The sequence below is a fragment of the Bremerella cremea genome, from assembly GCF_039541315.1.
Taxonomy (GTDB): domain Bacteria; phylum Planctomycetota; class Planctomycetia; order Pirellulales; family Pirellulaceae; genus Bremerella; species Bremerella cremea.
In genome coordinates, this window is the sequence record NZ_BAABFZ010000003.1 from 1429812 (window position 1) to 1456167 (window position 26356).

Here is a 26356-nt window from a genome sequence, read left to right on the forward strand (position 1 = left end):
CATTTAGCCACCTCCAATCGAAACCATCTGGTCTGGCCAAAGCGTCATGTAAACGCGTTCGAGGCCTATGTTCAGCACCAGGTCGATAATCAGGATCATCACGAACGAATACACAAAGGCCGCCGTCGCCGCTTTGCCGACCCCTTCCGCACCTGCGGTGCAGTAGAAGCCCTGGTGGCAACTGACCAGCGCGATCACGCCGCCAAAGAAGATGCTTTTAAACAGCCCGCAGAAGATATCCCACGAGCCGACAAAGATCTGGGAGTTATACAGGTAAAAGTGCTTGTCGATACCGATGATGATCACGCTATAGAAATAGCCCCCGACGAACCCCATAAAGTCCGCCATCACGGTTAACGCCGGTATCAATAAAAGCATTGCCAGAACGCGTGGCACTACCAGGTAATGGATCGGGTTGGCCCCCATCGAGGTCAATGCATCGATCTGCTCGGTAACGCGCATCGTGCCCAGTTCCGCCGCCATCGCACTGCCGACTCGGCCTGCCAGCATCGTGGCTGCCAGCACCGGTCCTAGTTCGCGAACGAGCGACATGTTGATCACGGCACCGAGGCGTGTTTCAAGACCCAGTTCGCGGAACTGGTAATAGCTTTGCACGGCCAGAACCATACCAATGAAGGTACCGGTCAGGGCAACCACCGGCAGGCTCATCACGCCAACCTGGTAGAAGCTAGGCAGCAAAGTTTCTCGTTTCGGCAAGCGACCGAACGTCCATAGAATCGTCCGCCACGCGAACAGCGTCAACTCGCCAATCGAGGTGACACAATCGATCGCTACACCACCCCAGTCAGCCAGCCAGTTGAACATGGCCAATTGAAGGGCAGCCAGCGCCGATTCTGGTTCGTGCTGCTGATCGTCGTTCGAGTTGGGAACTGTCCCGGATACCAAAACCGCGTCTCTTTCCGTGCTAGCAAGCAATGCGCAGCTATTCCGTGCCGCGTCGTCATCTTCTTCATCGTCGTTACCACCCTTGATCCTTCAGTAAGTTGTAACGATTAGAGAAAATATTCGCACGTAGATGCTGTCAAATGTGCTAGCAGGTCGAAGCCCAGTCGGCCTCAGATCGCGACGTCATCGAGGGCCAGTTCGGCCGACATTTTCGGGCGAATGATCATCGTGATCTCGTTGCCGACGTCGTTGAAGGCGACTTCATCCATGAACGTCCTGATGAGGAACAAACCTCGCCCACTGGGACGCGTGAGCTGGGCGGGATCGTCGGGGTCGAAGTACTGCTGCCCGACATCGAAGCCAACACCTTCGTCCCGAATCACAAAGCGGACTTCGTCACGGCGACAAGTCAGGGTGAAGTGAACGACACGATCTTTGAACGGGGCGATTTCCTGACGGCGATGGGCCTCGAGATAGAACCGCTCGGGATCGGCCGCCCACAGGTCCGATTCCAGCTGCAAGTTGCCGTGGAACATCGCATTGCGAAATGCTTCGTCCAAAGCAACGCCCAGTCGCACTAGTTCGTTTTCCGAGACATGGCGAAACTTCTGCAGATAGTTCTGCACGTGGCCGGTGACGGCTCCGATCAGGTTGGCATCGTTGGCCAGCGTAAACTGCGAGGTGGTCTCGTTCCAGCACTCGTCAAAACGTCGAGCCATCCGGTCGTGGTGCGCCGACGATAGAACATGGATCAGCGTCGACGCCAATTTGTGGATCAGATCTTTCTTCGGGACGAAACTAGAGGCTCCGTTTCGCAGGGCTTCCGCGGCGATCTCTTCACTACCGTGGGCGGTCATCAGCACGCAGGGAATGAAGGGGTAATCGACCTGCATCGTTTTCACCAGATCGAGCCCATCCATGCCTGGCATGCGTAGGTCGGTCAGCACGACGTCGGGGTCTTCGCCGGCAATCATCTCCAGCGCTTCTTCACCACTTTCGGCGAAGTGAACAGTCAAGTTGCCGCAGTTGTTCTTCTGCAGAACGCCCCCGACCAGCGCACGGTCCACGGCCGTGTCGTCGACGACAAGGATCGTGATTTCGTCGTACCCCGAAACGAAGATTCCTCCGCTGCGAGGCTGGGCTGTTTGATCAGAAAAAATTTGCACGGTCTCCGCCAACAGCTTGTCTTTCCATTCAAAGTGGCGACATCATGAGCCCGCGCCTGTCGAAAAGAAAGGAGGCGTCGAGGCTAAGCTGCTAAGGCTATCGTTGACCGATGCAAGCTATGTTCAGAGCGTGTAAATTTCCGATGAATCCAGCTTAGAACGAGACACTGGCGCGGATCAGGAACGTGTCCGATGGTTTGAACTTCGAGCCGTCGGACTCGTATTCCAGTTCCCGACCAAAGACGTAACCAGCTTCAATCGCGGGACTAAAGCCGCCTGGGTTGCGACGTTCCCAACCCAGCAGCAAGCGAAAGTCGCGAAGCGTCAACTGGTCGCTCGTTCCATTGCGATCGACCCCATACGTACCACCGCCGAACTCGCCGGCAACATAGGCCCAGTTCTCACCCAGACTCGGGAACCACTGCAGGCGGTGCGAAATTCGTGGACGAGGGACCGAAGCTTCGATCTCCCAGTTGTCGTTCGGCTTCCAGGTGAAACCGACTACCGGTAAGACTGGAATATCGTCGCGGCCAGTTGCTGCGATCCCGAACTGCCACGAGAACTTCTCGGAGCGTTTCCAGTTGTACATCCCAAAGGCATTGAACTGAAACGCGTCACTGGCATCGGCGTGGCCATCCGTGGCGAAAGTTGGCGAGATACCGACGACAAGCTGCGATCCACTTTCAAATGGCTTGATAAAACCAAGGCTCAGCGAGCCACGATACAAATCGGACGGAAGATCGAAACCGCTCGGGCCATTGAGCGAAACCCAATCGAAACCGGGCGTCAGGCTGCCATACATGCCCCCCCAGATCGGTAGCGGTGCCATGAAACTGGCCGACGTATCGATCGACGTAATCCCCAGGCCATCGTTGCCTCCGCCACCCAAATAAGTGAACGTGGCCGATCCCTTCCGTGGCACCATCAACTGCCAGACCCCGGAATCGACCACCGACGGCGGAGCGTAATTGTTGGGGACTTCGGTTTCGATATATGGGCCACCTTCTTGAACTTCGATCTCGCCTTCAGCCGGGCGATAACCAACTGGCTCGGCCTGTGGCTGGCCATAGCCTTGGGCAAAGGCCAACGAAGTCCAGGCCATCGCCAGGCAGCAAAAGAAGATTGTTCGAATGATCATGGGGTGCTCGCTCGTCGTTGCTGGCTGGGGGAAAGTCCCCAATGCAAGTGGATTTGCATCTCCGCTTACCATGCACGCCAGATACTGTTGGAATCACCATCCACCAGGGATGGGCTGCTAGCAAAGCATGGCACAGCCGCACAGACCGGGACCTTCTACGATATCGCCCGAGGTCAGATCAAGGTGAAATCGCTTCGGCCACACATTAATTGCCATTTTCCAACTGCATTTACTTGCTGGAACAGCGCAGTTTCAAAATAGGCAATATTCCGCCGCTATCTTTCTCGGAACGCAGGAGCATGACACGAATTGCGCCCCAATTGGAACTCTGACACCCCGGCTAACTGACAGTGACCTAAGCTTTCCGAGTGCTGTCGCAGGATGGCATACCCACCCAAAATCAACCACTTCCACGCAAAGGCTCTACACCATGTGCAACTCGCATCCCACTTCGCGACGCACCTTCGTCCAAAACGTAGCCATGGCGGCTGGTGCCGTCAGCCTGAGTCCGTTTGCTTCGCTGGCCGGTGCCGCCGAACCAGCCGACCGTGATCCGAATGCCATCCTCGAACAACTCGTTGCCGGCAATCAGCGTTTTGTCGAAGGCAAGACCAAGGTTCCACCACGTACGCCAGAAGAATTTGCCCGCAACGCTCAAGGTCAGGCCCCACCAGCGATCATCCTGGGCTGTGCCGATTCGCGTGTTCCGCCAGAAATTGTCTTCGATCAACCAATCGGCGGACTGTTCGTCTTGCGTGTCGCCGGCAACATTGTCGGTTCCGGTCCAATCCTGCTGGGTAGCGTCGAATTCGCCGTCGCTGAACTGGGCGCTCGCGTGGTCGTCGTCATGGGTCACAGTTCGTGCGGTGCCTGCCGTGCGGCGATCGACCACATCGATAATAACGATGCCCTGCCAGGAGCAATCGAAGGCATGGTCGACTACATTCGCCCGGTCGTTCGCGAAGTGAAGGGCAAACCAGGCGACAAGCTGGTCAACGTGACCAAGGCCAACGCGCTTTACAATGCCAAGAAACTGGCCAAGACCGGCGAGATTCTGCCGGGCTTCGTCGATAGCGGCAAGGTGAAGATGGTCGGTGCTTACTACGACCTGGCCAGTGGCAAAGTTGAATTCCTCGGCTAAGCTTCGCTGGCCGCTGACATCTGAAAACCACGAAGTTGGGAACCGCTATGCTGGTTCCCAATTTCGCATATTCCGATGCAAAATGTCACACTCCAGATACTCTTCGCCGTACGGTTTGAATCCGTACTTCGCATAGAAGCCGATCTTATCGACTTGGGCATGCAGAAAGACTTTCGTTCGTCCCTGGGCGGCCAGATCTTTCATCACAAAGTCGCACAGGCGTCCCCCGACCCCGCTGCCACGCAGCGATCGACGAACCGCAAACCGCGATAGTCGTGATTCTTCCTCGTACCGCAGTACGCGTGTTGTGGCGACAACACATCCTTCGCGAACCACTACGTAATGATCGCCGGTCGGATCGTGGATGTCGTATTCCTCGGAGTCCGGCACGTTCTGTTCCACCACGAACACCTCGCGCCGTAGCGTCATCGCCAGATTGGCGAGGTCGCTAAAGAAAGGAACTCGCAGAATGATCTCGCTGGGCAAAACGTTGACCCTCCTCAGCACACCGAATCGTTGTCTTCTCGAACGATTCAGTGTAACGCCAAGTGGCCCGGCAGACAGCCTGCGGTCGGGCTACTTCGTCAGCTCCAGGTTGACCAGATTGCTGCCGGCCTCGACCTCACGGGTCAATTCGCTGGTGGTCGGCTTGCTGTATTTCTCTGGCAGCAAATGCTTGCGAGTCACTGGTTTCGCCGACGCATTCGGCTTGTAGTTGGGATCGTCTTCGGTCAACGACCCTCCTTCGGCCGCTTCCCGCTTCACCACGGTGATGGTGTAGCTACCAGGCTCGGTACCGCCAGGGATCTTCGACGAACTGAGGTGATAGACACCTTCCGCATTCGTTTTTCCGACCGCGGCAAAGCCTGACTTCGATCGAAAGGTAACCGTGGCACCTTCGACCGGGACACCATCGTAGGTGACGTTTCCTTCCACGGCGGCGGCACCAGATGGAAGGCTATTCGCATTGCAACCAACCAGAGCAATCGCGACGACAAGCATCCAATAGGGTGTGGAGAGAGTGGAAGTGTGCATGGTGAGCCCTTGGGAAAAGATACCATCAGATTCCCTGGCAAGCCGATCACCCGCCAGGGCGTGACTAAGACCGCTGTGAAGAAGCTTACGAACCGGTGTTAGTTTCACCGCCCGCTTTGCTTCCCAGGGCACCCCAGACACCATAAGGGCTTCGACCGCCAGTCGATTCGGCCAGGCTCAAGTCGCCCGTATCGATTGTTTCCGCAACGAAGTGGGTCGAACCATCGGCACGCAGCGTCATCACACCGCCCGGATGATTACTGTTGGGCGAGATCAACGACGTCACGCTGTCACCACTGCCGTCGCTTCCTTCGACACACGCTGGCGAGTTCGGTGGCAACACAGTATGAAAACCGGCTCGCTCGGCCTGACCGTCAGCAAACCACCAACCACCACGCCCCTTCACAGAGCCCGCATCCAGATAGAAACGTCCGTCCGATTCGGCCAGGCAGTTCAGCGGGCTGGTCGACAGATCGCTCACGCCGGTGGTCACACCTTGTGTCACGGGAATCTGCCCGCCACGAGTGCCCAGGTTGAACTCGTTCACTTTGCGTTCGCTCATAGCGATCGTGTTGCTGGTACCGTCGGTGATGTCGCGGAACGAGCTTCCATCACGCTTGGCAAACAACCCTCGCACGCGCGTCGCATTGATCGTGTTAGCAATCGAGTCGCCCAGGCTGAAGCGGTAGTTAAACGTATTGCGTCGCGATCCGCTGTAGTTATCGGAAGGACAGCTATAGGCGACCGGGGCAACTTCCCACGGACCCCAGACTTCCCAGGTATTGCCGCCGTAAGGAGGCTTCGTCGAGTCGCCCGACGAGATGGCATCGAACATGGCGTTTTGCTCGATGAACGGCAGCAACGGAATCAAACCATTCAAACGACCATTGTTTTGCGTCGAACCGGAGGTCGTCCCCGTTGCGCGTGGCACGAAACTGCCATGTGTGTCGTGGTAGTTATGCAGCGCCAGGCCAATTTGCTTCAAGTTGTTCGAGCAATGCATACGTCGGGCCGCTTCACGAGCTTGCTGGACGGCGGGCAAAAGCAAGGCAATGAGAACGCCGATGATCGCGATGACGACCAGTAATTCGACGAGAGTAAACGCAGTTCGAGCCTGTCGCATGGATGGGGTTCCTGAAGGCGGGGTGATCGGGGGGGGGGACTGGCGACGAAGAAATAAATCAGAATTACTTAGAATCTTGTCGCATCCCAATCTTAGCCTTCAATTGGACTGACTCAAGCACAAATGCCGCAACATCGGTAGCTTATCTGCACTAATTCCATTTTTGGCGAATTTCACGGGGAAGTGTCGCAAGTGCCCCCATGTTGCGACAAAGAATCGCAACGATCGTCGATTTCCTTTGCAGACCAACGATCGTTACCGCTACCGACGGGGTAAGTAGACCTAAAAGAACACTTAGGCGAGGGCTGACTTCAACTGGGCAACAACCGCCCCTGGGTCGCTTGCCTTGGCCACGCATCCGGAAACGGCGATCCGTTTGATACCGGCTTCGGCGACCAGTGCGGCATTGGTGGGATCGATGCCGCCGATGGCGAACCCCGGCAAGGTGATCTCGGTGGCAACCTCGCGAATCAGATCGAGACCGGGGAACTGCTCGAATGATTTCGTTGTGCTCGGAAAGGTTGGTCCGATGCCGATGTAGTCGGCTCCGTCGCGCACCGCCTGCTGAGCCTGAGCGAGAGAATGGGTCGAAACGCCGACAAGCTTGCCGGTTCCCAACACGGAACGCACCTGACTGACGGTCAGTTCTTCCTGCCCCACGTGTACACCATCGGCCCCGGTTACTTTCGCCAGGTCGGCTCGATCGTTGAAGATCATCTTGGTCGCCGTGTTCGCCGTTCGCTTTCGCAGCAGTTCGCCCCGCGCGACCAACGTTCGATCGTCAATCGATTTATCGCGAAGCTGAATCACGTCGACGCCGGCGTCGACCAACGCCCCTGCCAAACGATCGAAGGCATCAACGCTCGCCTGGCCATCGATCAGAACGTAGACAGATGGTTCCGCAAACTGACGGGCCGCGGTGACGGTGGTCAGCACCATCTTTTCCAGCGAATATGAAAGATAGCGGGCACGCTCCAGCGAAGCCGCTGCTTCACCGTCGATTAACTTCGCATGTTCTTCCAAGCTGCGAAGGGCTTGTTGCAATCGCTTGAAGTTCGCCGTCAGCAAGTCGCTCCAACCGTGACGGGTATGTTCGAGTTTGCCTTGGATCGTCGTGCCGACGTCTCCGAAGGTGTCGCGCGATTGAATCGATGCCAGGCGATCGAACTTCTGGAGGGTACTGTCTAGCTCATGTCGCAGCGACTTAAGTTGCTCCGTCAGGAAGCGATCGTTCTGCCCATAACGGACAAAGTCTTCGATGACACGCAAACCTTCGCTAGCTCGATTGGCAGCCGCGTCGAGCGTTCTTCCTAGCGAAATGTCCATCGATGGTGGTAAGCCGCGATCGTTCGGATTGTGGGAGTCGGACATAAAATCGCCGATCGTAGGGATAATTCAGGTCGAGCTAGCAGTGTCGTTTATGCTGGTTTTTCGGCCGATCCAGCGAGCTTCTTTCGTAGAATGACCGGCTGGTAACGATTGCCGGATGAACCCAGTTTATCTAAGTGAAAGCACTCTGCCGACTTACCTTGCTCCACCATGTTTCTGAAGTTACAATTCCCCGGCGTTTCCTAGCGGGGGAGTGCGTGATCTCACAGCTGCTTACCGCACCATCAGGAATAGTAAGGATGCTATCAACGCCATGGATTACCTGCCTGTGGCCTGGGCTCAGCGAGCTTTGGGTACGTGGGCGCTGGACTGGGCTGGTCTGGGCTCTAGGATTCACGTTGCTACTCAATGCGGCGTTGGTTTCCAAAGGAGTCTGGCCGGAGCTAGGAAACGTCTGGGTCCGTAGCGGACTCTGGTATTTGGTCCTTGGCTTCTGGCTAACAAATAGTGTTTGGATGGGGTTCCGAATTGCCTCTGGCAGTTGGGATGCCATCGATACCTCGATCGACCAGCTCTACCAAAGCGCCCAGACTACCTATTTAAAAGGTCAGTGGTACCAAGCCGAGGCAGTATTACTAAGGTTACTCCGGCGCGAGCCGGGAGATGCCGAGGCGCTGCTAATGCTGGCAACGCTGAAGCGGCATACGAAGCAATACGACGAAGCGCGAGAGGCCCTCGACAAACTCGAGCGACTCGATGCCAGCCGACGCTGGTGGTTTGAAATCCACCGCGAGAAGCAGCTTCTGAAAGAAAGAGAAGAAGCGGAAACGGAAGCCCAAGCCACGTCATCCAAGACGAAGGCAGACAACCTGGGTGAACAAAACGCGGAGAGAGGCGGACCCAGCCTACCGGAAGCCGCGTAATTGTGAGACAACATAGAGTTGGTAGGACAGTAGGTGATGCAGTCGCCAACTCGATATGAGGACGGATGACCATGTACGAACGATTTACAGATCGTGCTCGCAAGGTGATGCAGCTGGCCAATCAAGAGGCTCAGCGGTTCAACCATGAATATATCGGAACCGAGCACATCCTCTTGGGACTGATCAAAGAGGGTAGCGGTGTCGCTGCTAACGTTTTAAAGACGTTGGAAGTTGACCTGCGGAAGATTCGACTCGAAGTCGAAAAGCTCGTCCAGTCTGGTCCCGATATGGTGACCATGGGCAAGCTTCCGCAAACCCCGCGGGCCAAGAAAGTCATCGAATACTCGATGGAAGAGGCTCGCAATCTGAACCATAACTACGTCGGCACCGAGCATATCTTGCTGGGCCTGCTCCGCGAACAAGAAGGCGTCGCCGCTCAGGTTCTGATGAACCTTGGCCTGAAGCTGGAAGACGTTCGCGAAGAAGTCCTCAATTTGCTTGGCCACGGCATGGAAGGTGACAGCAGCCGAGAAGGCCGCGGCGAACCAGGCGGAGTTTCCGACCCCGGTGGCGCTTCGGGCAAAGGCAGCAAGAGCAAGACCCCTGCCCTGGACAGCTTTGGTCGCGACCTGACCGAACTGGCCAAGCAAGGCAAGCTTGATCCTGTCATCGGCCGTCAACGCGAAATCGAACGAGCCATTCAGGTTCTCTGCCGCCGTACCAAGAACAACCCGGTTCTGCTGGGTGAAGCTGGTGTCGGTAAGACCGCCATCGTCGAAGGCTTCGCACAGCGAGTCATCGACGGCGATGTGCCAGAACTGTTGGCCGAAAAGCGAATCGTCGTACTCGACCTGGCGATGATGGTCGCCGGCACCAAGTACCGCGGTCAATTTGAAGAACGTATCAAGGCCGTGATGAACGAAGTTCGTCGTGCCAAGAATACGATTCTCTTCATCGACGAACTCCACACCCTGGTGGGTGCCGGTGGTGCGGAAGGTGCAATTGACGCCGCCAACGTGTTGAAGCCAGCTTTGGCTCGTGGCGAAATCCAGTGCATCGGTGCGACCACCCTCGACGAGTACCGCAAGTACATCGAAAAGGACGCCGCCCTGGCCCGTCGTTTCCAAGAGATCCAGGTCGATCCTGCCTCGAAGGAAGAAACGGCCGAGATCCTCAAGGGTCTGCGCGATCGTTACGAAGAACATCACAACGTTCAGATCACCGACGACGCCATTGTTGCCGCGGCCGAATACTCGGATCGCTACATCACCGGTCGTTGCTTGCCAGATAAGGCCATCGACGTGATCGACGAAGCAGGTGCTCGCGTGCGGCTTCGCGTGATGACTCGTCCGCCAGATCTCAAAGAGATCGACGAAGAAGTCGAAACGCTCAATCGCAAGAAAGAGCAGGCCGTTGCCGACCAAGACTTCGAAAAGGCTGCTTCGCTCCGCGATCAAGCCGACAAGCTAAAGAAAAAGAAAGAAGACATCGTCAAAGAATGGCAGGCCAAGAGCCGCCAGAAAGATGGCGTTGTCGATGAAGAAGTCATCGCTGAAGTTGTCAGCAAGATGACTGGCATTCCGCTGACCCGTATGTCGACCGAAGACAGCATGCGGCTGATGCAGATGGAAGCCGAACTTCATAAGAAGGTCATCAGCCAGGACGACGCCATCAAGGCGGTCTCGAAGGCTGTTCGCCGTAGCCGTAGCGGTCTGAAAGATCCGAAGCGTCCAACCGGCTGCTTCGTCTTCGCAGGGCCAACCGGTGTCGGTAAGACCTTGCTGGCCAAGGCCCTCGCCGAATTCATGTTCGGTGATGCCGACGCCCTGATTCAAATCGACATGTCCGAGTACATGGAGAAGCACAACGTCAGCCGTCTGATCGGTGCCCCTCCCGGATACGTTGGTTACGAAGAAGGTGGTCAGCTGACCGAAAAGATCCGACGTCGTCCGTACGCCGTGGTCCTGCTCGATGAAATCGAAAAGGCTCACCCGGACGTCTTCAACATGCTGCTTCAAGTGATGGAAGAAGGCCGCCTGACCGATAGCTTCGGTCGTAACGTCGACTTCCGGAACGTGATCTTGATCATGACCACCAACGCCGGTGCGTCGGCAATCAAGAACGAATCGGCTTTCGGTTTCCAGGCTCCAGACGAAGGTGCCGAGTACGAAAGCATGAAGCACCGTGTCCAGGAAGAAATCGCCAAGGTGTTCCGACCGGAATTTATCAACCGTGTCGACCAGACGATCATCTTCCATCACCTGACCAAGGACGACCTGAAGGAAGTGATCGACCTGGAACTGTCGAAGGTTCGCGAACGTCTGGAAGAACGAGGCTACAACCTGGTTCTGACCGACGCCGCCAAAGAGCTGATCATCAAACGCAGCCATCAGTCGGACAAAGACCAAGACTTTGGTGCTCGTCCGCTGCGTCGTGCGATCGAAAACTCGATCGAAGATCCGCTCTCGGAAGAACTGCTCAAGGGCGAGTTCCAAGGCATGGATACGATCACGGTCGATGCCATCATGAACGACGAAGGCAAAGCTGTTCGCCTCGACTTCAAAGGCTCGCTCCAGCAGCCTGAAGCGGAAGAAACCGTCGCTGCCGGTAGCGGTGGCGAAGGTGAATCGAGCGAAGAAGCTTAGTCGCGGATCGTTCTGAATCCCAAAAAACGAAAAGCCCTGCGTTTCACGTCGCAGGGCTTTTTTCGTGCCTACAACAAAGACAAGCCGTTACCATTATGGCCTTTATGGGCGAACGTTGACCGGCCCTATGGTGTCATTTTCCCTTGGCTTTCGGCCGTTTCTTCCGAAGATGAAAGCGATTTTATCTTCGCTTCAGGAGCAGTTTAGGTTGGCCTCGTACCTTTAAAGCACACACGATCAATTACCGTGCTTTGAAGGAGAAAGCCATGTTCCAATTAATTCCTGTCGTGCATGCCATCGCTTTTGCTACCGGGGCCATTCTGATCCTGCTGAGCGCGATGTCGGTATCGCATTCGTCCGCCAAGCCCGTGCGACACCAGTCGTTGACGAGCCAGGTGTTCACCAAAGAGGTGTAATCCTTAAAAGAACTGCGGCATTAATCTTGCCTTCGAGGAAAACTCGCGTGCGGGGTAGATCGTCGTTAAGATAGCCCACAGCAGAAACTGCTCATCAGAACGAGACCTGATCACGCATGACCTCGAACAACCCTTTTCAGTCGCCGACGCCTACTGCTGAGCCTGGCCCCAAGGGGAATAGCTCGCGTCAGTCGGCATTGGTCTCGCTTCGCCTGGCGATCGTCATGCTGACCGCGGCAGGCCTGGTGAACTATCACGCGTACGATACGATGGCCATGGGGCCGCACGTCTCGCTTTTCGGCCTGATGATCATGATGCGTGTCTTCCAACTGGTGCTGGTTGGCTTGCTCGTCATCGGATGCTGGTTGCTGTTGTTGCCAACCCTGGAAGTGATCGCAGAACGCCTGAGAAGCTGGTTTGCGAAACATGTCGACGCGGAGACATGGAACGAGGCCCTTTACCGCAGCCTCGCCCCCGCAGCGATCCTAGCCCTGCCAGGAAGCATCTTGTGGATCGTCTGGGTGATCGGCTTCTATTACCTGAAGGCTCCGTTCCTGCTGATCTCGTACGCCGTCGGAATTCCGGCCCATCTATTGGCGGCGTGCATCTACGTGCCGCTTCTGTATCGCTGGTATCATCTCTGGCGATACCAGCCGGCCCCGTCCGAGAGCGGTTCGGTCAGCTAACTGAAAGAACGGCTCAGGGATGGCTTACTCGTTCGACGAGTCCACCAAAATCCCTCGCAGACCGAGCAGACCAGACATGTTGTGCTGGATGTAATCGATCCGCACTTCCCATTCTTCGAGCCCGCGACGGAAGCCTCCCCAAGCCTGTTCCGGGCATGGCAGAAAGATCGCATTGTCAGGCGTCACCTGGCACCGCTGCTGAAACGAAGCCATCCGCTTCAAAGCCGCCAGATATTCATCCGTATCAAGCTGCTTGAATTTTGCCAGGCGAATCATTGCCGCCATCGCTTCGGCTCGGCATCCGGTCGGCGTCGAACGAGGTGGATCGTAGAACGAACCGATCCAGTCGTCGTAAGCCGCTTCCTTCTTTTGCAGTGCGCAAATCGAATTCGCAATTCGCTGGGCATGCTTCAGAAACTTCGGCTCGTCCGTTTGTGGAGCCATTTCTTCCAGCCCCATCAACAGCCAGTGATCGTGCGGCAAGTCGGCATCCGACTTATCAGCATCGCGGACATCGATCAGCCAGTTGGTGCCACGCTTGGCCGTTTCGAGCCAAGGCCCCTTCGGATCGACCTTCGCCAGGCGAGCCAACGCCAAGATCGCTTCGCCAGGGTAATAGATCGATTCGTGCGGAAACAGGTCTGGCTCGCCGTAGTAGTACTGCGAGATGAAGTGACCATCCGGCTCTTGCAGAAAGACCAGGAAGCGAGCGTAGGCCCGGGCCTCGTCCAGAATCTGCTCGTCGCCGGTCACCTCGTACTCACGCAGCAGCGACAACACCATCAGTGCAGCCCCTCCGAGCTTCGCTCCTTCGTCCGGTTCAACAATGGCGAGGAAGTCGGCGGCCTTATCTTTTTCGAGTGGTCCGCTGGTGTGGTTTTTCCGCAAGTAATCGATCGCCCGCCGGGCACCTTCCAGAAAGATCTGCGATTCCGGCAGCTTGCCGGTGGTTCGCATCGACTCGTCGTTGACTGCCTTCTGCAGTTCCAACATCGCAATGCAGGTCCCGGCATGCCGCAGCAAGTTGTAGTCGTCGTTATTTCGGTTCAGTTCCGGTTCGTAACTGTAGTCGAACATTCCATTCAGCTTCATGTGCCGCATCAGGAAGTCGCCACCTGCCTCGGCAGCCGCCATCAGTTCTTCCGGAGAAGTCCCCAATTTGCGGCGATTGCCGAAGTAGAGCTCGACAGGCGAGCCATCTTCCGCTTCGATCCAGCTTTGATAGTCGTACGGCCGAACGCCGCTCGTCAGCGATTCTGCGTCTTCGTCCCCTGCCCCATCGAGAAAACCAGCAGGCATGAACAAGACCGAGTCTTTCGCGAACCAAGGACCATACGGCAAAGCCGCCACCCGCAGTGGATGAGGATTGTCGATCTTGGCCGGATCGGTTTCGGTCGTGGCGATGTCGATCCGCAGTCGGCCGGCGGCCAGTTCGGCAAAGGTCGCTTTCGATCGCAGATCATCCGCCGCAGCGACTACCGCTTTCTCCACACTCTTCGCGTGGCCAATGCCCATCAAGGCTGGCAACGTCGGTCGCGTCAGGGCCAGAAAAACAATGGTCTGCGGCTCGGTGTCGGAACCTGCTTGTTCGGAAGCAACATCGCCGGAGGTGATCTCCGACAAACGCTCTCGGGCCATCTTTAGCAGCGTGCCTGGCTGGACCGAGCGCTCGTTCGATGCGGAATCAGCCTCCGCCGAGGCCCAATTGGCCAGAAACGAGACAAGCACCAGGGAACCAATTCCCATCCACCAGGCAGTACGATTTCGCATATTGAATGTCACTTTCCTGCTTGCTTGCAGCCGAGGATCGGCTGCAGGCTTGCTTCGGAAATATTGCGTTATTGAAGTGATAAAGACGTATCCACCTGACTGTAGGTTCCCCCGCTGTCGGCACCTCCGTCGGCGATCGATTGCCGGGAGAATGGCCCCAGGGCCAGGCCAGTATAAGCCTGACAATCGTTACGATCGCTACCAGAATCGCTCGAACGACGCCCAATCCCTGGCCAAAACGGACCAGCACGGTCGCAAAAAGAAATCGCATCGAGATCCCTTGGACATCGATGCGATTTGATAGTTTGTCGGTGTGAATGGTCTCGACGCCAGATTATGGCAGAGCGACCGTCTTCAAGACGGTTGGCTGCCCTTCGGCCTGGGTGATGATGACAGCCGACTTGTCATTCAGCTTGTCGAGCTGGACCACGCCTTTCCAATCTTCAATGGTTTCGTACTGCTGACCAGCAACGCCACCACCACGAACTGGCTCGGTGAGACCATCTTCGCGTTCGATGTCTTCGGTGCTGACCTTCATCACGCCACGAGCACTGTTGGCCAACAACAGATACTGCTTGCCACTCTTTTCATAAACGATCATGTCGAGCGGACGATTGCGGTTACCCAGTTCGGCGACGGTGGTGCCGCGATACGCTTTTTCCTGCGGCTTGGTAACAGCCGACAGTGGGAACTTGACCAGCGGAGTGCAGGTGAAACCGGCTAACAGGTGAGGTTCGCCGTTGATGGTGAAAGGCACGAAGACCCGAGCGACGGCGTCATCTTCATAGCGACCGTGAGCCGCATGATAGATTTCGATTGGCATCGCCACGCCAGATTCCTGGAACGGATAGGCAACCGAGTGAACGGCGGCCGAGGCTTCGCCAGTCGTACGACCAGTCACGATGACCTGGTTGTCGACATAGGCCAGATCGGTGATCGATTCGTCACGCGGGTTACCACGACGACGGCCTTCCCCCACCACCTTATCTTCCGGAGCGTTGGTCAACGCGGCGGTTGCTCGAGAAACCTTATCCAGCGCGACCGGGGTCAGCTTGTCGCCGTCGACACGGAAGATCTTACCCTGACCACCTTGCGATGCGGAAAGGTAGATCACGCCGGTATCGGGATTCACGGCCAGATCGGCAACTTGAATATCATCGGGAATGGTCAGCGAAAAGTTGCTCGGGGTTTCAACCTTCTGGCTGTCGACCTTGATCGCAACCAATGTAGCGGCCTTCGGATCGCCAACAATCAGCACATTATCTGGGGCGAAAGCCAACGGGCCAGCCGATTTCAGATTCACTTCGCCCATCGAGAAACCGGGCAAATCAATCGCATAAACAGCACTGGCACAAAGCGTGATCGCTACACTGCATGCCGCAACCAACGACGAACGTCGCATGAGCATCTCCTAGTTCGGATATAGACGGGGGGGACGGACAGATCCTAAATCCGCGCAACCTCTAGTTGAACGGGTCGCCGGGAGAGATGCAAGGAGATTCGCCGGCGACCTTACCAGAACGACCGCCAATCCATCGACCAGCGACGATTCGTTTGCCGAACAGGCAGGCCAGAAACTAGCCTTCGGCGTCGCTTGAGAACGTACCGACCAGTTCGCCCTGGGTCACGGTGAACGAGAGGTTAGCGTCTTCCATGCTTGCCGCCGGGACAAGTTGCTCGTCGACTTGTTCCAACAAGATTCGGATTCCGGCTTCGTCGGTCACCTTGGCCTGAACGAGAAACAAGTTGCCGGCGACGGTGCCATCGGCCAGGAAATGAAGATCGAGCATCCCCATCTCTTCGCCGATTAAGTCTTGCAGCAGAAAGCGTTCGGAGCTGGCGGTGCGGAAGATACGGATGAACTTTGCATTCATAGGGGAAATTGCCTTTACCAGAACGATTCTTTTTTGGTCAGTTTCTTTGTGGGCTTCTTCTTGGGTGCTTCGTCGGCCGATTCTTCCGCCGTTTCTTCGCCGCCAAACCATTGGTTCCACAGCCCCGAAAGCGACTTGGTCGATTTGTAATACCGAGCCCCAGTCCCAGGCACGCTGGCTGAAACATACTTCCGCCCGTTGGAACTCATGCCGGCTCGCAGGCCTTTCATGCCGAACGAAAAACCGACGCCTGACTTGCTCAAGTTAATTCGCAGCGGTCCGAAGGTGTACGACTTGCGAAATGAAAACCCCATGACGAGTTCTCCCGAAACGATCGACGATGCCAGCATGCCACGCTTGTCAGCATAGCCCGATCACGACGTAGTCACAATCACCGCGATCCCAGGCCAAAAACCCGAAACGAAGTTGCCTTTTTTTGGCGAACAAGAGAGGATGTCGCTACGCCGCTTCCCTTCTATTTTGCCGTGAACAACGCGAGAGAACTTCGATGCGATTTTCCACTTCCTGGCTGGGGTTCGTGATCTTTGGGGCCTGCCTCGTATCGACCGCCTCGACCAGCATGGCAGAAGAAACGCCTGCCGAAGCAGACCTGAGCGTGCGATCGCAGTTCACCTTTGGAGTCATGGGTGCCAGCCGGCCGAGCAAGTTCCTTCCCGAAGAGACCATCTACGTGCGGAACGAAGTCCAAGGCGTCACCATCGACCCCAAGACCAGACAGTGCAGCCTGACGCTCGACTTCACGGTCCAAGACTCGGACCGCACCGAAATCAAACGAATGACCCAGCACGAGAAGAAGCAGTTGCCGATGGGTGGCGGCTACTTCACCGGAGCACTCTTCTTCAAGATTCCGGAGCTGAGGAAAGGGAGCTACATCCTCGAAATCCGCGTGCAAGACAATCTCTCGAAGGCGACCGCGAAGATCGACCTTCCGTTCGAGGTCGCGGCAATCGATGCCTTCGGTGCAAAGAACGTGCTACTCACCCAGGACCGTCAGAAACGAATCTTCACCAACAGTTACTGCTCGACCGGCGAGTCGATTTACCTTCATGCCGACATCGTGAATTACGAAGCCCGCGAGAATCAGGTCGATCTGATGTTCGAGATCAAACTGGTCGACGAAGCTGGTACGACGATCGTCGAGAAGAGCTACACCGAACAGAGACAACCACCTCAGTCACGGTTCGGCGAAGCGAAGGTTGCCTACACCCTCAATGCCGAGGTCTTCACTTCCCGGCCTGGGAAGTTTCATATCGTTCTGATCGCTCACGATCTGTTGGCCGGCACTTACGACCAGGTCCAAGTGCCGCTTTTCGTCAGCGATCCCTTTCAGGATTTTGCCGCACCCTAACCACATCACTGCGAAGTTTCACCTGAAATGTCGCAGCCATCTTTTCTGCCATCAGGGAGGACTCTCATGCTTTGCCATCGAGCCGCCGGTACCGTTTTGATCTTCGCGTACTTCTTACCGCTCGCCGCGATCAAGGCGGAGGAAAAACCAGCAGACGCTGACAAACCTTGGGCTCAATTCGATTGCCGATTTGCAGCCGGTCCCTGGAAGCAAGCTCCGGCAAGCAACCAATTTGAAAAAGGCCAATCGTTCGAGTTGATCTACCGAGTCGCGGTCGATCCAGCCGCCCCCGAGGCAACACTAGCGCACGTCGCCGTTAGCCAGTGCATTTCGACCGAGGCAGGAAAGACGTTGGTGTGCTATTCCAACGACGACATTGGCGACTCGCTGCAGATTGGGCAAGACGCCACGGTTCGCACCAGACGTTTCTCGACTGACGAACTTCCGCAGGGAAAATATGTGATGTCGGTTAGCTGTACCGATCTGTTAACGGAGCAATCGATTGATCGAGATCTTCCCTTCGAGGTGATCGCAAAACGTCCACAGCCTGAGACTTTTGTGCGCATCACCCCGGAAGACAATCGCGTTGTTTTTATGGCAGGCGAAACGATCACCCTCGGTGGAAAAGTGAAAACGATTCGGACCTCATTCGATCCATCAGGCATTCTCTGCCGGCGGACTTCTCAAGATCTGGAAACCGGTAAAGAAGTCGTTTGGGAAACGAACGACGAAGAGTGGCATCTTCAACGATCCGGTTCCGGTCGCACCGATAAGGACGGCCAAATGGTCGTTGATCAGGAAATTGGTCTTTCGATCAATACCGTTTTGAACCAGCCTGGAAAGTTCAAAATCACCTGGGAAGTTATTGATCGTGTCTACAAGAATCGCGATAAGCTGACCCTGACGATCGTGGTCCTCGATCCATTTGCGGGCGAAATGTTACCCCAAAATACAGCCGTGGGTGGCCAGAACTAGGAACGACGCTAGGTTTACCACCGGCGTGTGGTTTGCTATTTTGGCAGTTTCCCCCTGGCGTAAATCGCCACACGAAATCTTTTCGTACCCACTTTGACCCCCTGTTGCCAGGAAACCCTCATGGCCTACGAAGTAACTCTGATCACCGGCGACGGTACCGGTCCCGAATTGGCGGAAGCTGCCCGCAAGTGCGTCGATGCGACTGGCGTCGAAATCAACTGGGATGTCCAGGAAGCCGGCATCGACGTGATGGAAAAGACCGGAACCCCAATCCCGGACTCGACCATCGAAAGCGTTCGCCGCACCCGCTGTGCTTTGAAGGCTCCGATCACGACGCCGGTCGGTACTGGCTTCCGTAGCATCAACGTCTACCTGCGTCAGGAACTGGGCTTGTTCGCTTGCATTCGCCCTTGCAAGTACTACCCCGGTGTTCGCAGCTACTTCAGCGAAGTCGGCGTCGACATCGTCATCGTTCGCGAAAACACCGAAGACCTTTACGCCGGTGTCGAATTCGAGAAGGGCAAGCCTGAAACCGAAAAGCTGATCGACTTCATCAACGGTCTTCCTTCGGATCGCAAGATCAAAACGAAGGCCGACGAAACGGGCGTCTCAATCAAGCCAATCAGTGTCAGCGGTACCGAACGGATCGTTCGTTGTGCGTTTGAATACGCTCAGAAGAACGGCCGCAAGAAGGTGACCGCCGTCCACAAGGCGAACATCATGAAGTACTCGGACGGCTTGTACCTGGCCACGGCCACCGAAGTCGCCAAGGACTACCCAGATATCGAGTTCGAAGAACGTATCGTCGACAACATGTGCATGCAGCTGGTCCAGAAGCCGGAACTGTACGATGTGATCGTGCTGCCTAACCTGTACGGCGATATCCTCAGCGACCTGGGTGCCGGTCTGGTCGGCGGCCTGGGTGTTGCCCCAGGTGCCAACATCGGTCCTGAAGGTGCCGTGTTTGAAGCGACCCATGGTTCGGCTCCGAAGTATAAGGGCCAGAACAAGGTCAACCCAACCGCATTGATCCTGTCTGGCATGCTGATGCTTCAGCACATGGGCGAACTCGACGCTGCCAAGCGTTTGGAACAAGCCGTTGCCGACGTCATTAAGGAAGGCAAGGACGTGACCTACGACCTGAAGCCAAACCGTGACGACCCGACCGCGGTTGGTACCCAGGAAATGGCTGCCGCCATCTGTGCCAAGCTGCAAGGCTAAGCCTCGCTCGCTTGCGGAATTCACGAAAGGGACAGACCACTTTGGTTTGTCCCTTTCTTATTGGTACATCCAACGATTGAATCGATCGCCCATGCTCACCGCCCGAGACTTCAAGCAAATCGTCAGTGGTCGCCGAAAAGGAATCGGCGCGTCTCTGCTGCGCGGCCTCATGTGGGGCACTTCGCTGGTTTACGGCATTGGTGTCGGCATCCGCAATCGCCAGTTCGATACCGGATCGAAGCCGGCCGAAACGGTCGACGTTCCGGTGATCAGTGTCGGCAACTTGACCCTGGGCGGCACCGGCAAGACACCAATGGTGGCCTGGCTAGCGCGTTGGTTTCGTGAACGTTGCATTCGCGTGACACTTATCAGCCGAGGCTACGGCGCTGAAGAAGGTTCGCAGAACGACGAGGCGAAAGAACTGGAAGAACTGCTGCCTGACGTTCCCCATCTGCAGAATCCCGATCGAGTCGCCGCCGCCAAAGTCGCTTCCGAGGAACTCGCCGCGCAGGTTCTTTTGCTCGACGATGCCTTTCAGCATCGCCGCATTGCCCGCGATCTCGACATCGTCTTGATCGATGCCACGGAACCGTTCGGGTATGGTTACCTGTTTCCGCGTGGCACGCTTCGCGAACCGGTCCAGGCCCTCTACCGCGCGAGCCTGATCGTGATTACCCGGGGCGACATGGTCTCGGCTGAAGAACTTCAGGCCATCAAAGACAAGATCCACTCGATGGAAGTGACCGCACCGATCGTCGACATGCGGCATTGCCCCAGCACGCTCCGCAGCGCCAGCGGCAAGACCGAACCGATCGATCACCTGCAAGGGAAGAAGGTTCTCGCCTTCTGCGGTATCGGCAACCCAGGCGGTTTCCGACATACGCTGACCGACGCCGGCATGGAAGTGGTCGAGCTCCGCGAGTTCGACGACCACCACGACTACGATCGGGCCGACATCAACTCGCTGGAGCACTGGGCGATTCAAAACGACGAGATCGCCGCGGTCGTCTGCACGCACAAAGACCTGGTGAAGATCGGACTCGACCGCTTCATGGACAAGCCGCTCTGGGCGCTAACCATTGAAGCCAAAATGGTCGAAGGCAAGGACAAGCTCGAGACGCTGCTCGAAGCCCTTCTCGCCAAGATCCCGGAAGACCCTTACGCCGACTTCTAACGCACGTCTTGCAAGTGGAAGGCCGAGTTCGCCGACAACAGCTGCGGTTCGCCATCTTGCAGCTTGATGAGGGTGACGCCGCAGTTGTCGAGATGGATCATTCGCATGTACTTCAGCGGCGTCTTGTACAGCGACGCGATCATCACGCGAATCACGATGTAGTGAGCCACCACCAGAATTCTCTTGCCGAGATTGTCGTGCAGCAACTGCGTTAGCTTGGGAACCGCGCGGTTGGCGACGTCGGTGGCCGATTCGCCCCCTGGATAAGGATAGATCGAAGGATCGTCCAGATGCTTGCGGTACTCTTCCGGCTCGGTCTTCTCGATGTCGTGCCAGTCGCGATTCAACCAACGACCGACATCCGCTTCGATGATCTCTGGCACGGTGACAATCGAATGATCTGGTGCGATGATGCCGGCCGTTTCCTGGGCTCGCTTCATCGGACTCGAATAGACCGCGTCAAACGGATACCCGCTGAGGAACTCGCCAGTCGCAGCCGCCTGACGCCGACCAATGTCGGCCAAAGGACCATCGACGCCATTTCCTTGCAGGATGCTCGGACAATTCAAATTGAACTCGGTCGCCCCATGACGAACCAGGAACATCCAACAGGTATCAGCAGAGATTTCGTTGCTCATGGTGTCTCTTGAAAACAGGCATCCGCGGAAACAGCGTCTTTCGGAATCAGTTCGATTTCGACCAATTGATCGACCAGGGTCTTCCATCGCTCGGCAGTCATTTGCCCGAAGGTAGGTTGATCGACAATGGTCAACTTTCGAATCGCTTTGGCTCCAAAGTCTAGCACGCCGGCGGTTAACTCAGGATTGAGCGATTGCAAATGTTCGTTCGTTTTGCGAGGTTCGTTCAGATAAGTTTGCCAGCCCTTGCGTGTGGCCTGCGTCATCGCGGCAACCAGCTCGGCATCTTCCTTGGCTAACTTATCCGATGTGATCAACAGGCTGGCGTAAGGGTTGTAGCCGATGGCCCGGATCGGCAACACACGAACGTTCGCCCCTTCTTCTTTCGCCAGGAATGGTTCGCTGAATTCGTACGCCTGCTGGGCGAAGTTCTTGTCGCGTAGGAATGCCGCGATGCTGCCATCGTAAGGAACGATCCGCACCTTAGTCAGCGGCACATGTTTTTTCAGATACTCGGAGAAGGCCCGCCCGCTGCTCATCGCCAGGGTGACATTCTTCAACTCTTCCAGCGTCTTGATCCCGGACTCTTCGTGTACCAGAAAGCAACGAGGACTCTGATCGATCGCGGCGAAGGTCGCCACGACGTTGGCTCCCTGGGCTCGGCCGAGAGGGACCTGGTCGGCCGTGGCGACACCAAACGAAACCGCTCCGCGTGCGACTTGCTGGATCACGGGCGATCCGGGCCCGCCAGGGATGATCTCGACGTCGAGGCCTTCTTCTTCGTAGAAGCCATTCAGCTTGGCAGCATAAAACCCACCATGCTCGGCCTCCGGAAACCAGTTCAATGCCAACTGAACTTTGCGAAGCCCCTCGGGCGTTTTGCCGCCGGCAGTTGGCGAATCGGCAGACTCGCTTCCACAGCCTGTCGCCAGCATCAGCAAACAACCAACCATCAGGGCGATCGAGTAACGCGACACGTTTAACCTTCCCAAACCCAGCGCCGCAGAAACAAGCGGCCCAGAACTGTAACCGAGGTGAAAACAACGACGCCCAACAGCGTACTGCAAATCGTACCGGCAAACAGACTCGCGGTGCTAATCTGATTTTGGGAAACGAGAATGAAATAGCCGAGCCCTTGGTGCCCGCTCGAATGCCCGGCAAAGAACTCGCCCACGATCGCTCCGACGACCGCCAGCCCAGCACTCGTTTTCATACCGGTTAACAAATAGCGAATTGCCCCAGGGAACTGCAGCTTCCACAGAATCTGCCAGCGGCTCGCCTTGTTCAATCGAAACAAGTCGAGCAACCCCCGATCGACCGCAATCAGCCCGGTCGTGGTACTGGTGATGATCGGAAAGAGCGAGATCATCGTCGTCACCACGATCACACTCAACGCGCCATATCCGCAGATCGCAATCACCAGCGGAGCGACCGCCACGATCGGGACCGTTTGAAAGAAGATCGCGTACGGATAACCACTCTGTCGAATGATCGCCGACTGCGAGAATAGCAGCGACACCACCACCCCCAGCACGACTGAAATGGCAAACCCACTAACGGCGACCATTCCGGTTCGCAGCGTGTAACCGAGCAAGGCTTCTTTCTTTTGCCACATCGTGCGAGCCACTTCGCCAGGTCCCGGCAAAATGTAAGGCTCCAGCCCGCTGACGCGGATGATCACTTCCCACAGGATGATCGTCACCACCAACACCAGCAGCGGCAGCACGATCGTCCGCCAACTGAAACGATCTTCACTCATACCAGCGTGACTCCCGCGAGCTTCGCGATGACCTCTCCGCAGAAACGGGCGAAGTCGGGATCGTTTCGTAGTAATGGTTTGCGAGGATATTCAAACGGAACTTCGAGGTCCGCCACAATTCGTCCTGGCCGAGCGTGCATTACCAGAATTCGTTGACTCAGGAACACCGCCTCGGGAACGTTGTGGGTGACGAACAAGCTGGTCCAATTTTGCTGATACCAAAGCTCAAGCAATTGTTCGTTCAGTTGATTGCGTAGCAGGTCGTCGAGCGCGGCGAACGGTTCATCCAGCAGCAAGACATTTGGCTGAGTAACCATGGCCCGGGCCAGCGAGACTCGCATCCGCATCCCGCCGGAAAGCATCCGGGGGAACTTTCGAAAGTCCTCTTTCCGTAGCCCGACCATTTCGATCGCCTGATCGATTGTCCGCCGCTGCTCTGCAGTGACTGGCCCCCGCAGTTCCAATGGAAGACGCACATTCTCTTGAGCGGTCCGCCAGGGGATAAGATTGGCATCCTGGAAAACGAACGCACACTGGCTGTGCTCGGAATCGCTGAGCGTCACCTCGCCCCGTGATGGGTCGTCGACCCCCGCCACCATCCGCAGCAGCGTCGATTTGCCACAGCCTGAAGGTCCCACCAGCGAGACGAACTGCCCGGCCGGGATTTCGAGTCGATCGATCGCGACGACCACCGACTCCGGCGTAAATTGCTTCTCAATGTCGCGAAACTGAATTGCGGACACAGGTGTTCAACCTTGCAGGCTAGTTAGTTTTTTTCTACCAAAATTCGACTTTGTTGCTATAGAAGCTGTCACTCCCCGTTTTACCGAGGAAGCAGCCTTTGACTGACCCAACCATACCAACTGGGGGAACCCCCAGAACGGTCGAATAAATCTTTACTTCGACGACGTCCCTTCATACGATTACTAATTGAGCCTTCCAGGCAGCGCGGCTACAACCCCCTCCCATAAACCGAGTCGCGTTCCAACCACCCCCACAAACTACCTCTGCCAAGTTTCTCTCATGCCGTGAGCTTAGCACTCTCTCGCATGGGCCGTCCCTGATACTTGGTTCCTGCCTGACGAAACCTATGCACCGAATCTCTACCCTCGCTTTGTTTGCTTCGCTGATTGCTATCAGCGCCAGCGACGCTGCAGAGACGAAATCGCAAGTGCCCGACTTCGCGAAGATCCAACCGATCCTCGAAAGCTACTGCTACGATTGCCACGGCTATGGATCCGATGAAGGGGGCGTCACGCTCGATCATCTCGAGACCATGACTCCGCAGGAACGCGAATCGGCCCAGAAGACCTGGTTGGCCGTTTGGCGTAATCTGCGTGCCCAAACCATGCCGCCAGCCGACGAAAAGCAGCCGACTCAAGAGGAATCGGAAATGGTCGGTCGTTGGATTGAGTCGCAAGTCTTCAAGCTCGACCCTGCCAAGCCAGACCCAGGTCGCGTAACGATCCGTCGCTTGAACCGTGACGAGTATCGCTACACGATCGAAGACTTGTTCGGCTATCGCTTCAATGTCAACGAATCGTTCCCGCCAGACGATACCGGCTATGGGTTCGATACCATCGGCGACGTCCTTTCGATCTCGCCTCTGATGACCGAGAAATACTTCGACGCCGCCCAGGAAATCGTCAAAGCGGTGGTCCTGGTCGACAAGAAGCCTGAGTGGAAGTACAAGCGGATCTTCATGGACGGACCTCCACCGGAAGATGCCGAGAAGCAGAAGGCTTACGCCCGCAAGATCTTGAAGCAGTACGGCTCGAAAGCGTTCCGCCGTCCGATCGACGAACGAACACTCGACCGCCTGGTTGCGATCCAGCAGCACATCAGTTCGCTGGAAGGCCAATCGTTCGAGTACAGCGTTGCTCAGGCGATGGCGGCGATGTTGATTTCTCCCCAGTTCCTCTTCCGGGCCGAGATCCAACCAGAACCGAACAACCCAGGCGAGATCGTCCCGATTGACGAGTACAGCCTGGCGTCGCGACTTTCCTACTTCCTGTGGTGTTCGCTGCCTGACGACGAGCTCACGAAGCTCGCCTCGGAACGGAAGCTTCGCGAGAACCTGCATGCCCAGGTCGATCGCATGCTCGACGATCCAAAGTCGGAACGTTTCACCACCCGCTTCGTCGGTCAGTGGCTTCAGGCCCAGGACGTCGAAGCGATCAGCATCGATGCTCGCCGAGCCTTGGGCGTGAAGGACCTGGGAGACGCCAACCGCGTCTTCAGCCGGACCGTTCGCCAGGCGATGCGAAAAGAAACCGAGATGCTGTTCGAGTACATCCTGAAGGAAAATCGACCTGCGACCGAACTGCTGACCGCCGACTACACGTTCCTCAACAAGCCACTCGCCAAGTTCTATGGTCTGGAAGAAATCAAAGACCTGGAAGATGGCAAGCTGAAGAAAGTCACTTTGCCGAAGGATAGCAAGCGTGGCGGGATTCTGACTCAGGGCACCTTCCTGGTAGTCAGCTCGAACCCGACGCGGACCTCGCCGGTGAAACGTGGCTTGTTCGTGCTCGACAACATTCTCGGCACGCCGCCTCCCCCTGCTCCGCCGAATGTCCCCGCCCTGGAAGCCATTCGCCAGAGGGGAAAGAAGTTGACGATGCGGGAACAGATGGAACTGCACCGGAGCGAAGCCCTGTGCAATTCGTGCCACTCGCGCATGGACCCACTCGGGCTGGCCTTGGAAAAGTACAGCTACATTGGCCAATACCGCGACAGCGACGACGGCCAACCGATCGAAACCAGTGGCAAGCTAATGACCGGCGAGAAGTTCTCCGACGTCCAGCAGCTTTCCCAGGTCTTGGCCAGCGAACGAAAAATCGATTTTTACCGCTGTTTGACCGAAAAGCTCCTCACCTTTGCCTTGGGCCGGGGTTTGGAATATTACGACACGCCTACCGTCGATTCGATTGTCGATCAGATGCAATCCAACGATGGCAAGCTTCGTCAGATGCTCCACACCTTGGTTGATAGTGCCCCCTTCCAGAAGCGTCGCGGCGACGGCAGCCTGCTGTCGTCGGCCGAATGATCCTGCCAGCACCCACGCG

General features: G+C 56.5%; 25 protein-coding genes. 10 read left to right on the forward strand and 15 right to left on the reverse strand.

Going from position 1 to position 26356, the window contains the following annotated elements; translation table 11 throughout:
• Window positions 1-3: 3 nt before the first annotated feature.
• The 3 genes from ABD890_RS08110 to ABD890_RS08120 all read right to left on the reverse strand — a co-directional run bounded on the left by ABD890_RS08110 (window position 4) and on the right by ABD890_RS08120 (window position 3210).
• Complete coding sequence (locus ABD890_RS08110) at window positions 4-825, reverse strand: MlaE family ABC transporter permease (RefSeq protein ID WP_345090863.1); 822 nt, start codon at window positions 823-825, stop codon at window positions 4-6.
• A gap of 251 nt (window positions 826-1076) precedes the next feature.
• Window positions 1077-2072 carry a response regulator gene (locus tag ABD890_RS08115; RefSeq protein ID WP_345087682.1) on the reverse strand — a complete coding sequence of 332 codons (996 nt, stop codon included), beginning with the start codon at window positions 2070-2072 and terminating at the stop codon, window positions 1077-1079.
• A 154-nt stretch (window positions 2073-2226) separates the two neighbouring features.
• On the reverse strand, window positions 2227-3210 hold the full coding sequence (locus ABD890_RS08120) for a DUF6268 family outer membrane beta-barrel protein (RefSeq protein ID WP_345087684.1): 984 nt from the start codon (window positions 3208-3210) through the stop codon (window positions 2227-2229).
• A gap of 430 nt (window positions 3211-3640) precedes the next feature.
• Here ABD890_RS08120 and ABD890_RS08125 point away from each other — a divergent pair, with 430 nt between their 5' ends.
• The gene (locus ABD890_RS08125; RefSeq protein ID WP_345087686.1) at window positions 3641-4351 is read left to right on the forward strand and encodes a carbonic anhydrase; all 711 of its coding nucleotides are present in this window, start codon (window positions 3641-3643) and stop codon (window positions 4349-4351) included.
• A gap of 45 nt (window positions 4352-4396) precedes the next feature.
• On the opposite strand, the gene ABD890_RS08130 is transcribed toward ABD890_RS08125, so the two are convergent.
• The 4 genes from ABD890_RS08130 to thiE all read right to left on the reverse strand — a co-directional run bounded on the left by ABD890_RS08130 (window position 4397) and on the right by thiE (window position 7880).
• Window positions 4397-4837 (reverse strand): GNAT family N-acetyltransferase, encoded by a 441-nt coding sequence (locus tag ABD890_RS08130; protein ID WP_345087688.1) that lies wholly within the window; start codon window positions 4835-4837, stop codon window positions 4397-4399.
• A gap of 90 nt (window positions 4838-4927) precedes the next feature.
• Window positions 4928-5386 (reverse strand): carboxypeptidase-like regulatory domain-containing protein, encoded by a 459-nt coding sequence (locus ABD890_RS08135; protein WP_345087690.1) that lies wholly within the window; start codon window positions 5384-5386, stop codon window positions 4928-4930.
• A gap of 85 nt (window positions 5387-5471) precedes the next feature.
• On the reverse strand, window positions 5472-6509 hold the full coding sequence (locus ABD890_RS08140) for a DUF1559 family PulG-like putative transporter (RefSeq protein ID WP_345087692.1): 1038 nt from the start codon (window positions 6507-6509) through the stop codon (window positions 5472-5474).
• 294 nt (window positions 6510-6803) lie between these two features.
• Window positions 6804-7880, reverse strand: coding sequence for a thiamine phosphate synthase (gene thiE / locus ABD890_RS08145; protein WP_345087694.1), 1077 nt, complete (start codon window positions 7878-7880; stop codon window positions 6804-6806).
• A gap of 473 nt (window positions 7881-8353) precedes the next feature.
• On the opposite strand from thiE, the gene ABD890_RS08150 reads away from it, so the two are divergent.
• The 4 genes from ABD890_RS08150 to ABD890_RS08165 all read left to right on the forward strand — a co-directional run bounded on the left by ABD890_RS08150 (window position 8354) and on the right by ABD890_RS08165 (window position 12508).
• A complete protein-coding gene (locus ABD890_RS08150; RefSeq protein WP_345087696.1) occupies window positions 8354-8761 on the forward strand; it encodes a tetratricopeptide repeat protein in 408 nt (135 codons plus the stop codon).
• Between the two features lie 71 nt (window positions 8762-8832).
• A complete protein-coding gene (locus tag ABD890_RS08155; protein ID WP_345087698.1) occupies window positions 8833-11406 on the forward strand; it encodes an ATP-dependent Clp protease ATP-binding subunit in 2574 nt (857 codons plus the stop codon).
• A gap of 266 nt (window positions 11407-11672) precedes the next feature.
• Window positions 11673-11822, forward strand: a complete 150-nt coding sequence (locus ABD890_RS08160) for a hypothetical protein (protein ID WP_345087701.1) — start codon at window positions 11673-11675, stop codon at window positions 11820-11822.
• Between the two features lie 116 nt (window positions 11823-11938).
• Window positions 11939-12508 (forward strand): hypothetical protein, encoded by a 570-nt coding sequence (locus ABD890_RS08165; protein ID WP_345087703.1) that lies wholly within the window; start codon window positions 11939-11941, stop codon window positions 12506-12508.
• A 24-nt stretch (window positions 12509-12532) separates the two neighbouring features.
• On the opposite strand, the gene ABD890_RS08170 is transcribed toward ABD890_RS08165, so the two are convergent.
• The 4 genes from ABD890_RS08170 to ABD890_RS08185 all read right to left on the reverse strand — a co-directional run bounded on the left by ABD890_RS08170 (window position 12533) and on the right by ABD890_RS08185 (window position 16466).
• A complete protein-coding gene (locus tag ABD890_RS08170) occupies window positions 12533-14278 on the reverse strand; it encodes a prenyltransferase/squalene oxidase repeat-containing protein (RefSeq protein ID WP_345087705.1) in 1746 nt (581 codons plus the stop codon).
• 334 nt (window positions 14279-14612) lie between these two features.
• The gene (locus tag ABD890_RS08175; protein WP_345087707.1) at window positions 14613-15680 is read right to left on the reverse strand and encodes a hypothetical protein; all 1068 of its coding nucleotides are present in this window, start codon (window positions 15678-15680) and stop codon (window positions 14613-14615) included.
• Between the two features lie 175 nt (window positions 15681-15855).
• Window positions 15856-16152 (reverse strand): hypothetical protein, encoded by a 297-nt coding sequence (locus ABD890_RS08180; protein WP_345087709.1) that lies wholly within the window; start codon window positions 16150-16152, stop codon window positions 15856-15858.
• 14 nt (window positions 16153-16166) lie between these two features.
• Window positions 16167-16466, reverse strand: a complete 300-nt coding sequence (locus ABD890_RS08185; RefSeq protein WP_345087711.1) for a DUF4236 domain-containing protein — start codon at window positions 16464-16466, stop codon at window positions 16167-16169.
• A 194-nt stretch (window positions 16467-16660) separates the two neighbouring features.
• Between ABD890_RS08185 and ABD890_RS08190 the strand changes: the two genes are divergently transcribed.
• The 4 genes from ABD890_RS08190 (at window position 16661) to lpxK (ending at window position 20891) form a co-directional block, all read left to right on the forward strand.
• Window positions 16661-17521, forward strand: coding sequence for a hypothetical protein (locus tag ABD890_RS08190; RefSeq protein WP_345087713.1), 861 nt, complete (start codon window positions 16661-16663; stop codon window positions 17519-17521).
• Window positions 17522-17587: 66 nt separating this feature from the next.
• Window positions 17588-18496 carry a hypothetical protein gene (locus ABD890_RS08195; protein WP_345087715.1) on the forward strand — a complete coding sequence of 303 codons (909 nt, stop codon included), beginning with the start codon at window positions 17588-17590 and terminating at the stop codon, window positions 18494-18496.
• Window positions 18497-18616: 120 nt separating this feature from the next.
• The gene (locus ABD890_RS08200; protein WP_345087717.1) at window positions 18617-19717 is read left to right on the forward strand and encodes an isocitrate/isopropylmalate dehydrogenase family protein; all 1101 of its coding nucleotides are present in this window, start codon (window positions 18617-18619) and stop codon (window positions 19715-19717) included.
• A 91-nt stretch (window positions 19718-19808) separates the two neighbouring features.
• On the forward strand, window positions 19809-20891 hold the full coding sequence (gene lpxK, locus ABD890_RS08205; RefSeq protein ID WP_345087719.1) for a tetraacyldisaccharide 4'-kinase: 1083 nt from the start codon (window positions 19809-19811) through the stop codon (window positions 20889-20891).
• Here lpxK and ABD890_RS08210 read toward each other — a convergent pair.
• Genes ABD890_RS08210 through ABD890_RS08225 form a run of 4 tightly spaced genes read right to left on the reverse strand, consistent with a single transcriptional unit; the run spans window position 20888 to window position 24031 of the window.
• Window positions 20888-21529: a histidine phosphatase family protein gene (locus tag ABD890_RS08210; protein WP_345087721.1), complete on the reverse strand. Its 642-nt coding sequence runs from the start codon at window positions 21527-21529 to the stop codon at window positions 20888-20890. The two genes, lpxK and ABD890_RS08210, sit on opposite strands and share 4 nt — an antisense overlap.
• Complete coding sequence (locus tag ABD890_RS08215) at window positions 21526-22506, reverse strand: ABC transporter substrate-binding protein (protein WP_345087723.1); 981 nt, start codon at window positions 22504-22506, stop codon at window positions 21526-21528. Before ABD890_RS08215 ends, ABD890_RS08210 begins: the two co-directional genes overlap by 4 nt.
• A 2-nt stretch (window positions 22507-22508) precedes the next feature.
• Window positions 22509-23288 (reverse strand): ABC transporter permease, encoded by a 780-nt coding sequence (locus ABD890_RS08220; protein WP_345087725.1) that lies wholly within the window; start codon window positions 23286-23288, stop codon window positions 22509-22511.
• Window positions 23285-24031: an ABC transporter ATP-binding protein gene (locus tag ABD890_RS08225; protein ID WP_345087727.1), complete on the reverse strand. Its 747-nt coding sequence runs from the start codon at window positions 24029-24031 to the stop codon at window positions 23285-23287. The genes ABD890_RS08220 and ABD890_RS08225 overlap by 4 nt, the downstream gene beginning before the upstream one ends.
• A gap of 347 nt (window positions 24032-24378) precedes the next feature.
• Here ABD890_RS08225 and ABD890_RS08230 point away from each other — a divergent pair, with 347 nt between their 5' ends.
• The gene (locus ABD890_RS08230; protein ID WP_345087729.1) at window positions 24379-26337 is read left to right on the forward strand and encodes a DUF1592 domain-containing protein; all 1959 of its coding nucleotides are present in this window, start codon (window positions 24379-24381) and stop codon (window positions 26335-26337) included.
• Window positions 26338-26356: the final 19 nt, after the last annotated feature.

Excerpts from the sequence above, each read along its gene's own strand:
- ABD890_RS08190 (WP_345087713.1), top strand. The coding sequence starts at position 16,661 with ATGCGATTTTCCACTTCCTGGCTGGGGTTCGTGATCTTTGGGGCCTGC.
- ABD890_RS08220 (WP_345087725.1), bottom strand. The coding sequence starts at position 23,288 with ATGAGTGAAGATCGTTTCAGTTGGCGGACGATCGTGCTGCCGCTGCTG.
- ABD890_RS08175 (WP_345087707.1), bottom strand. The coding sequence starts at position 15,680 with ATGCGACGTTCGTCGTTGGTTGCGGCATGCAGTGTAGCGATCACGCTT.
- ABD890_RS08120 (WP_345087684.1), bottom strand. The coding sequence starts at position 3,210 with ATGATCATTCGAACAATCTTCTTTTGCTGCCTGGCGATGGCCTGGACT.
- ABD890_RS08200 (WP_345087717.1), top strand. The coding sequence starts at position 18,617 with ATGGCCTACGAAGTAACTCTGATCACCGGCGACGGTACCGGTCCCGAA.
- ABD890_RS08210 (WP_345087721.1), bottom strand. The coding sequence starts at position 21,529 with ATGAGCAACGAAATCTCTGCTGATACCTGTTGGATGTTCCTGGTTCGT.
- ABD890_RS08180 (WP_345087709.1), bottom strand. The coding sequence starts at position 16,152 with ATGAATGCAAAGTTCATCCGTATCTTCCGCACCGCCAGCTCCGAACGC.
- ABD890_RS08125 (WP_345087686.1), top strand. The coding sequence starts at position 3,641 with ATGTGCAACTCGCATCCCACTTCGCGACGCACCTTCGTCCAAAACGTA.
- ABD890_RS08140 (WP_345087692.1), bottom strand. The coding sequence starts at position 6,509 with ATGCGACAGGCTCGAACTGCGTTTACTCTCGTCGAATTACTGGTCGTC.
- thiE (WP_345087694.1), bottom strand. The coding sequence starts at position 7,880 with ATGTCCGACTCCCACAATCCGAACGATCGCGGCTTACCACCATCGATG.
- ABD890_RS08110 (WP_345090863.1), bottom strand. The coding sequence starts at position 825 with ATGTTCAACTGGCTGGCTGACTGGGGTGGTGTAGCGATCGATTGTGTC.
- ABD890_RS08150 (WP_345087696.1), top strand. The coding sequence starts at position 8,354 with ATGGGGTTCCGAATTGCCTCTGGCAGTTGGGATGCCATCGATACCTCG.
- ABD890_RS08230 (WP_345087729.1), top strand. The coding sequence starts at position 24,379 with ATGCACCGAATCTCTACCCTCGCTTTGTTTGCTTCGCTGATTGCTATC.
- ABD890_RS08185 (WP_345087711.1), bottom strand. The coding sequence starts at position 16,466 with ATGGGGTTTTCATTTCGCAAGTCGTACACCTTCGGACCGCTGCGAATT.
- ABD890_RS08165 (WP_345087703.1), top strand. The coding sequence starts at position 11,939 with ATGACCTCGAACAACCCTTTTCAGTCGCCGACGCCTACTGCTGAGCCT.
- ABD890_RS08170 (WP_345087705.1), bottom strand. The coding sequence starts at position 14,278 with ATGCGAAATCGTACTGCCTGGTGGATGGGAATTGGTTCCCTGGTGCTT.
- ABD890_RS08160 (WP_345087701.1), top strand. The coding sequence starts at position 11,673 with ATGTTCCAATTAATTCCTGTCGTGCATGCCATCGCTTTTGCTACCGGG.
- lpxK (WP_345087719.1), top strand. The coding sequence starts at position 19,809 with ATGCTCACCGCCCGAGACTTCAAGCAAATCGTCAGTGGTCGCCGAAAA.
- ABD890_RS08155 (WP_345087698.1), top strand. The coding sequence starts at position 8,833 with ATGTACGAACGATTTACAGATCGTGCTCGCAAGGTGATGCAGCTGGCC.
- ABD890_RS08135 (WP_345087690.1), bottom strand. The coding sequence starts at position 5,386 with ATGCACACTTCCACTCTCTCCACACCCTATTGGATGCTTGTCGTCGCG.
- ABD890_RS08195 (WP_345087715.1), top strand. The coding sequence starts at position 17,588 with ATGCTTTGCCATCGAGCCGCCGGTACCGTTTTGATCTTCGCGTACTTC.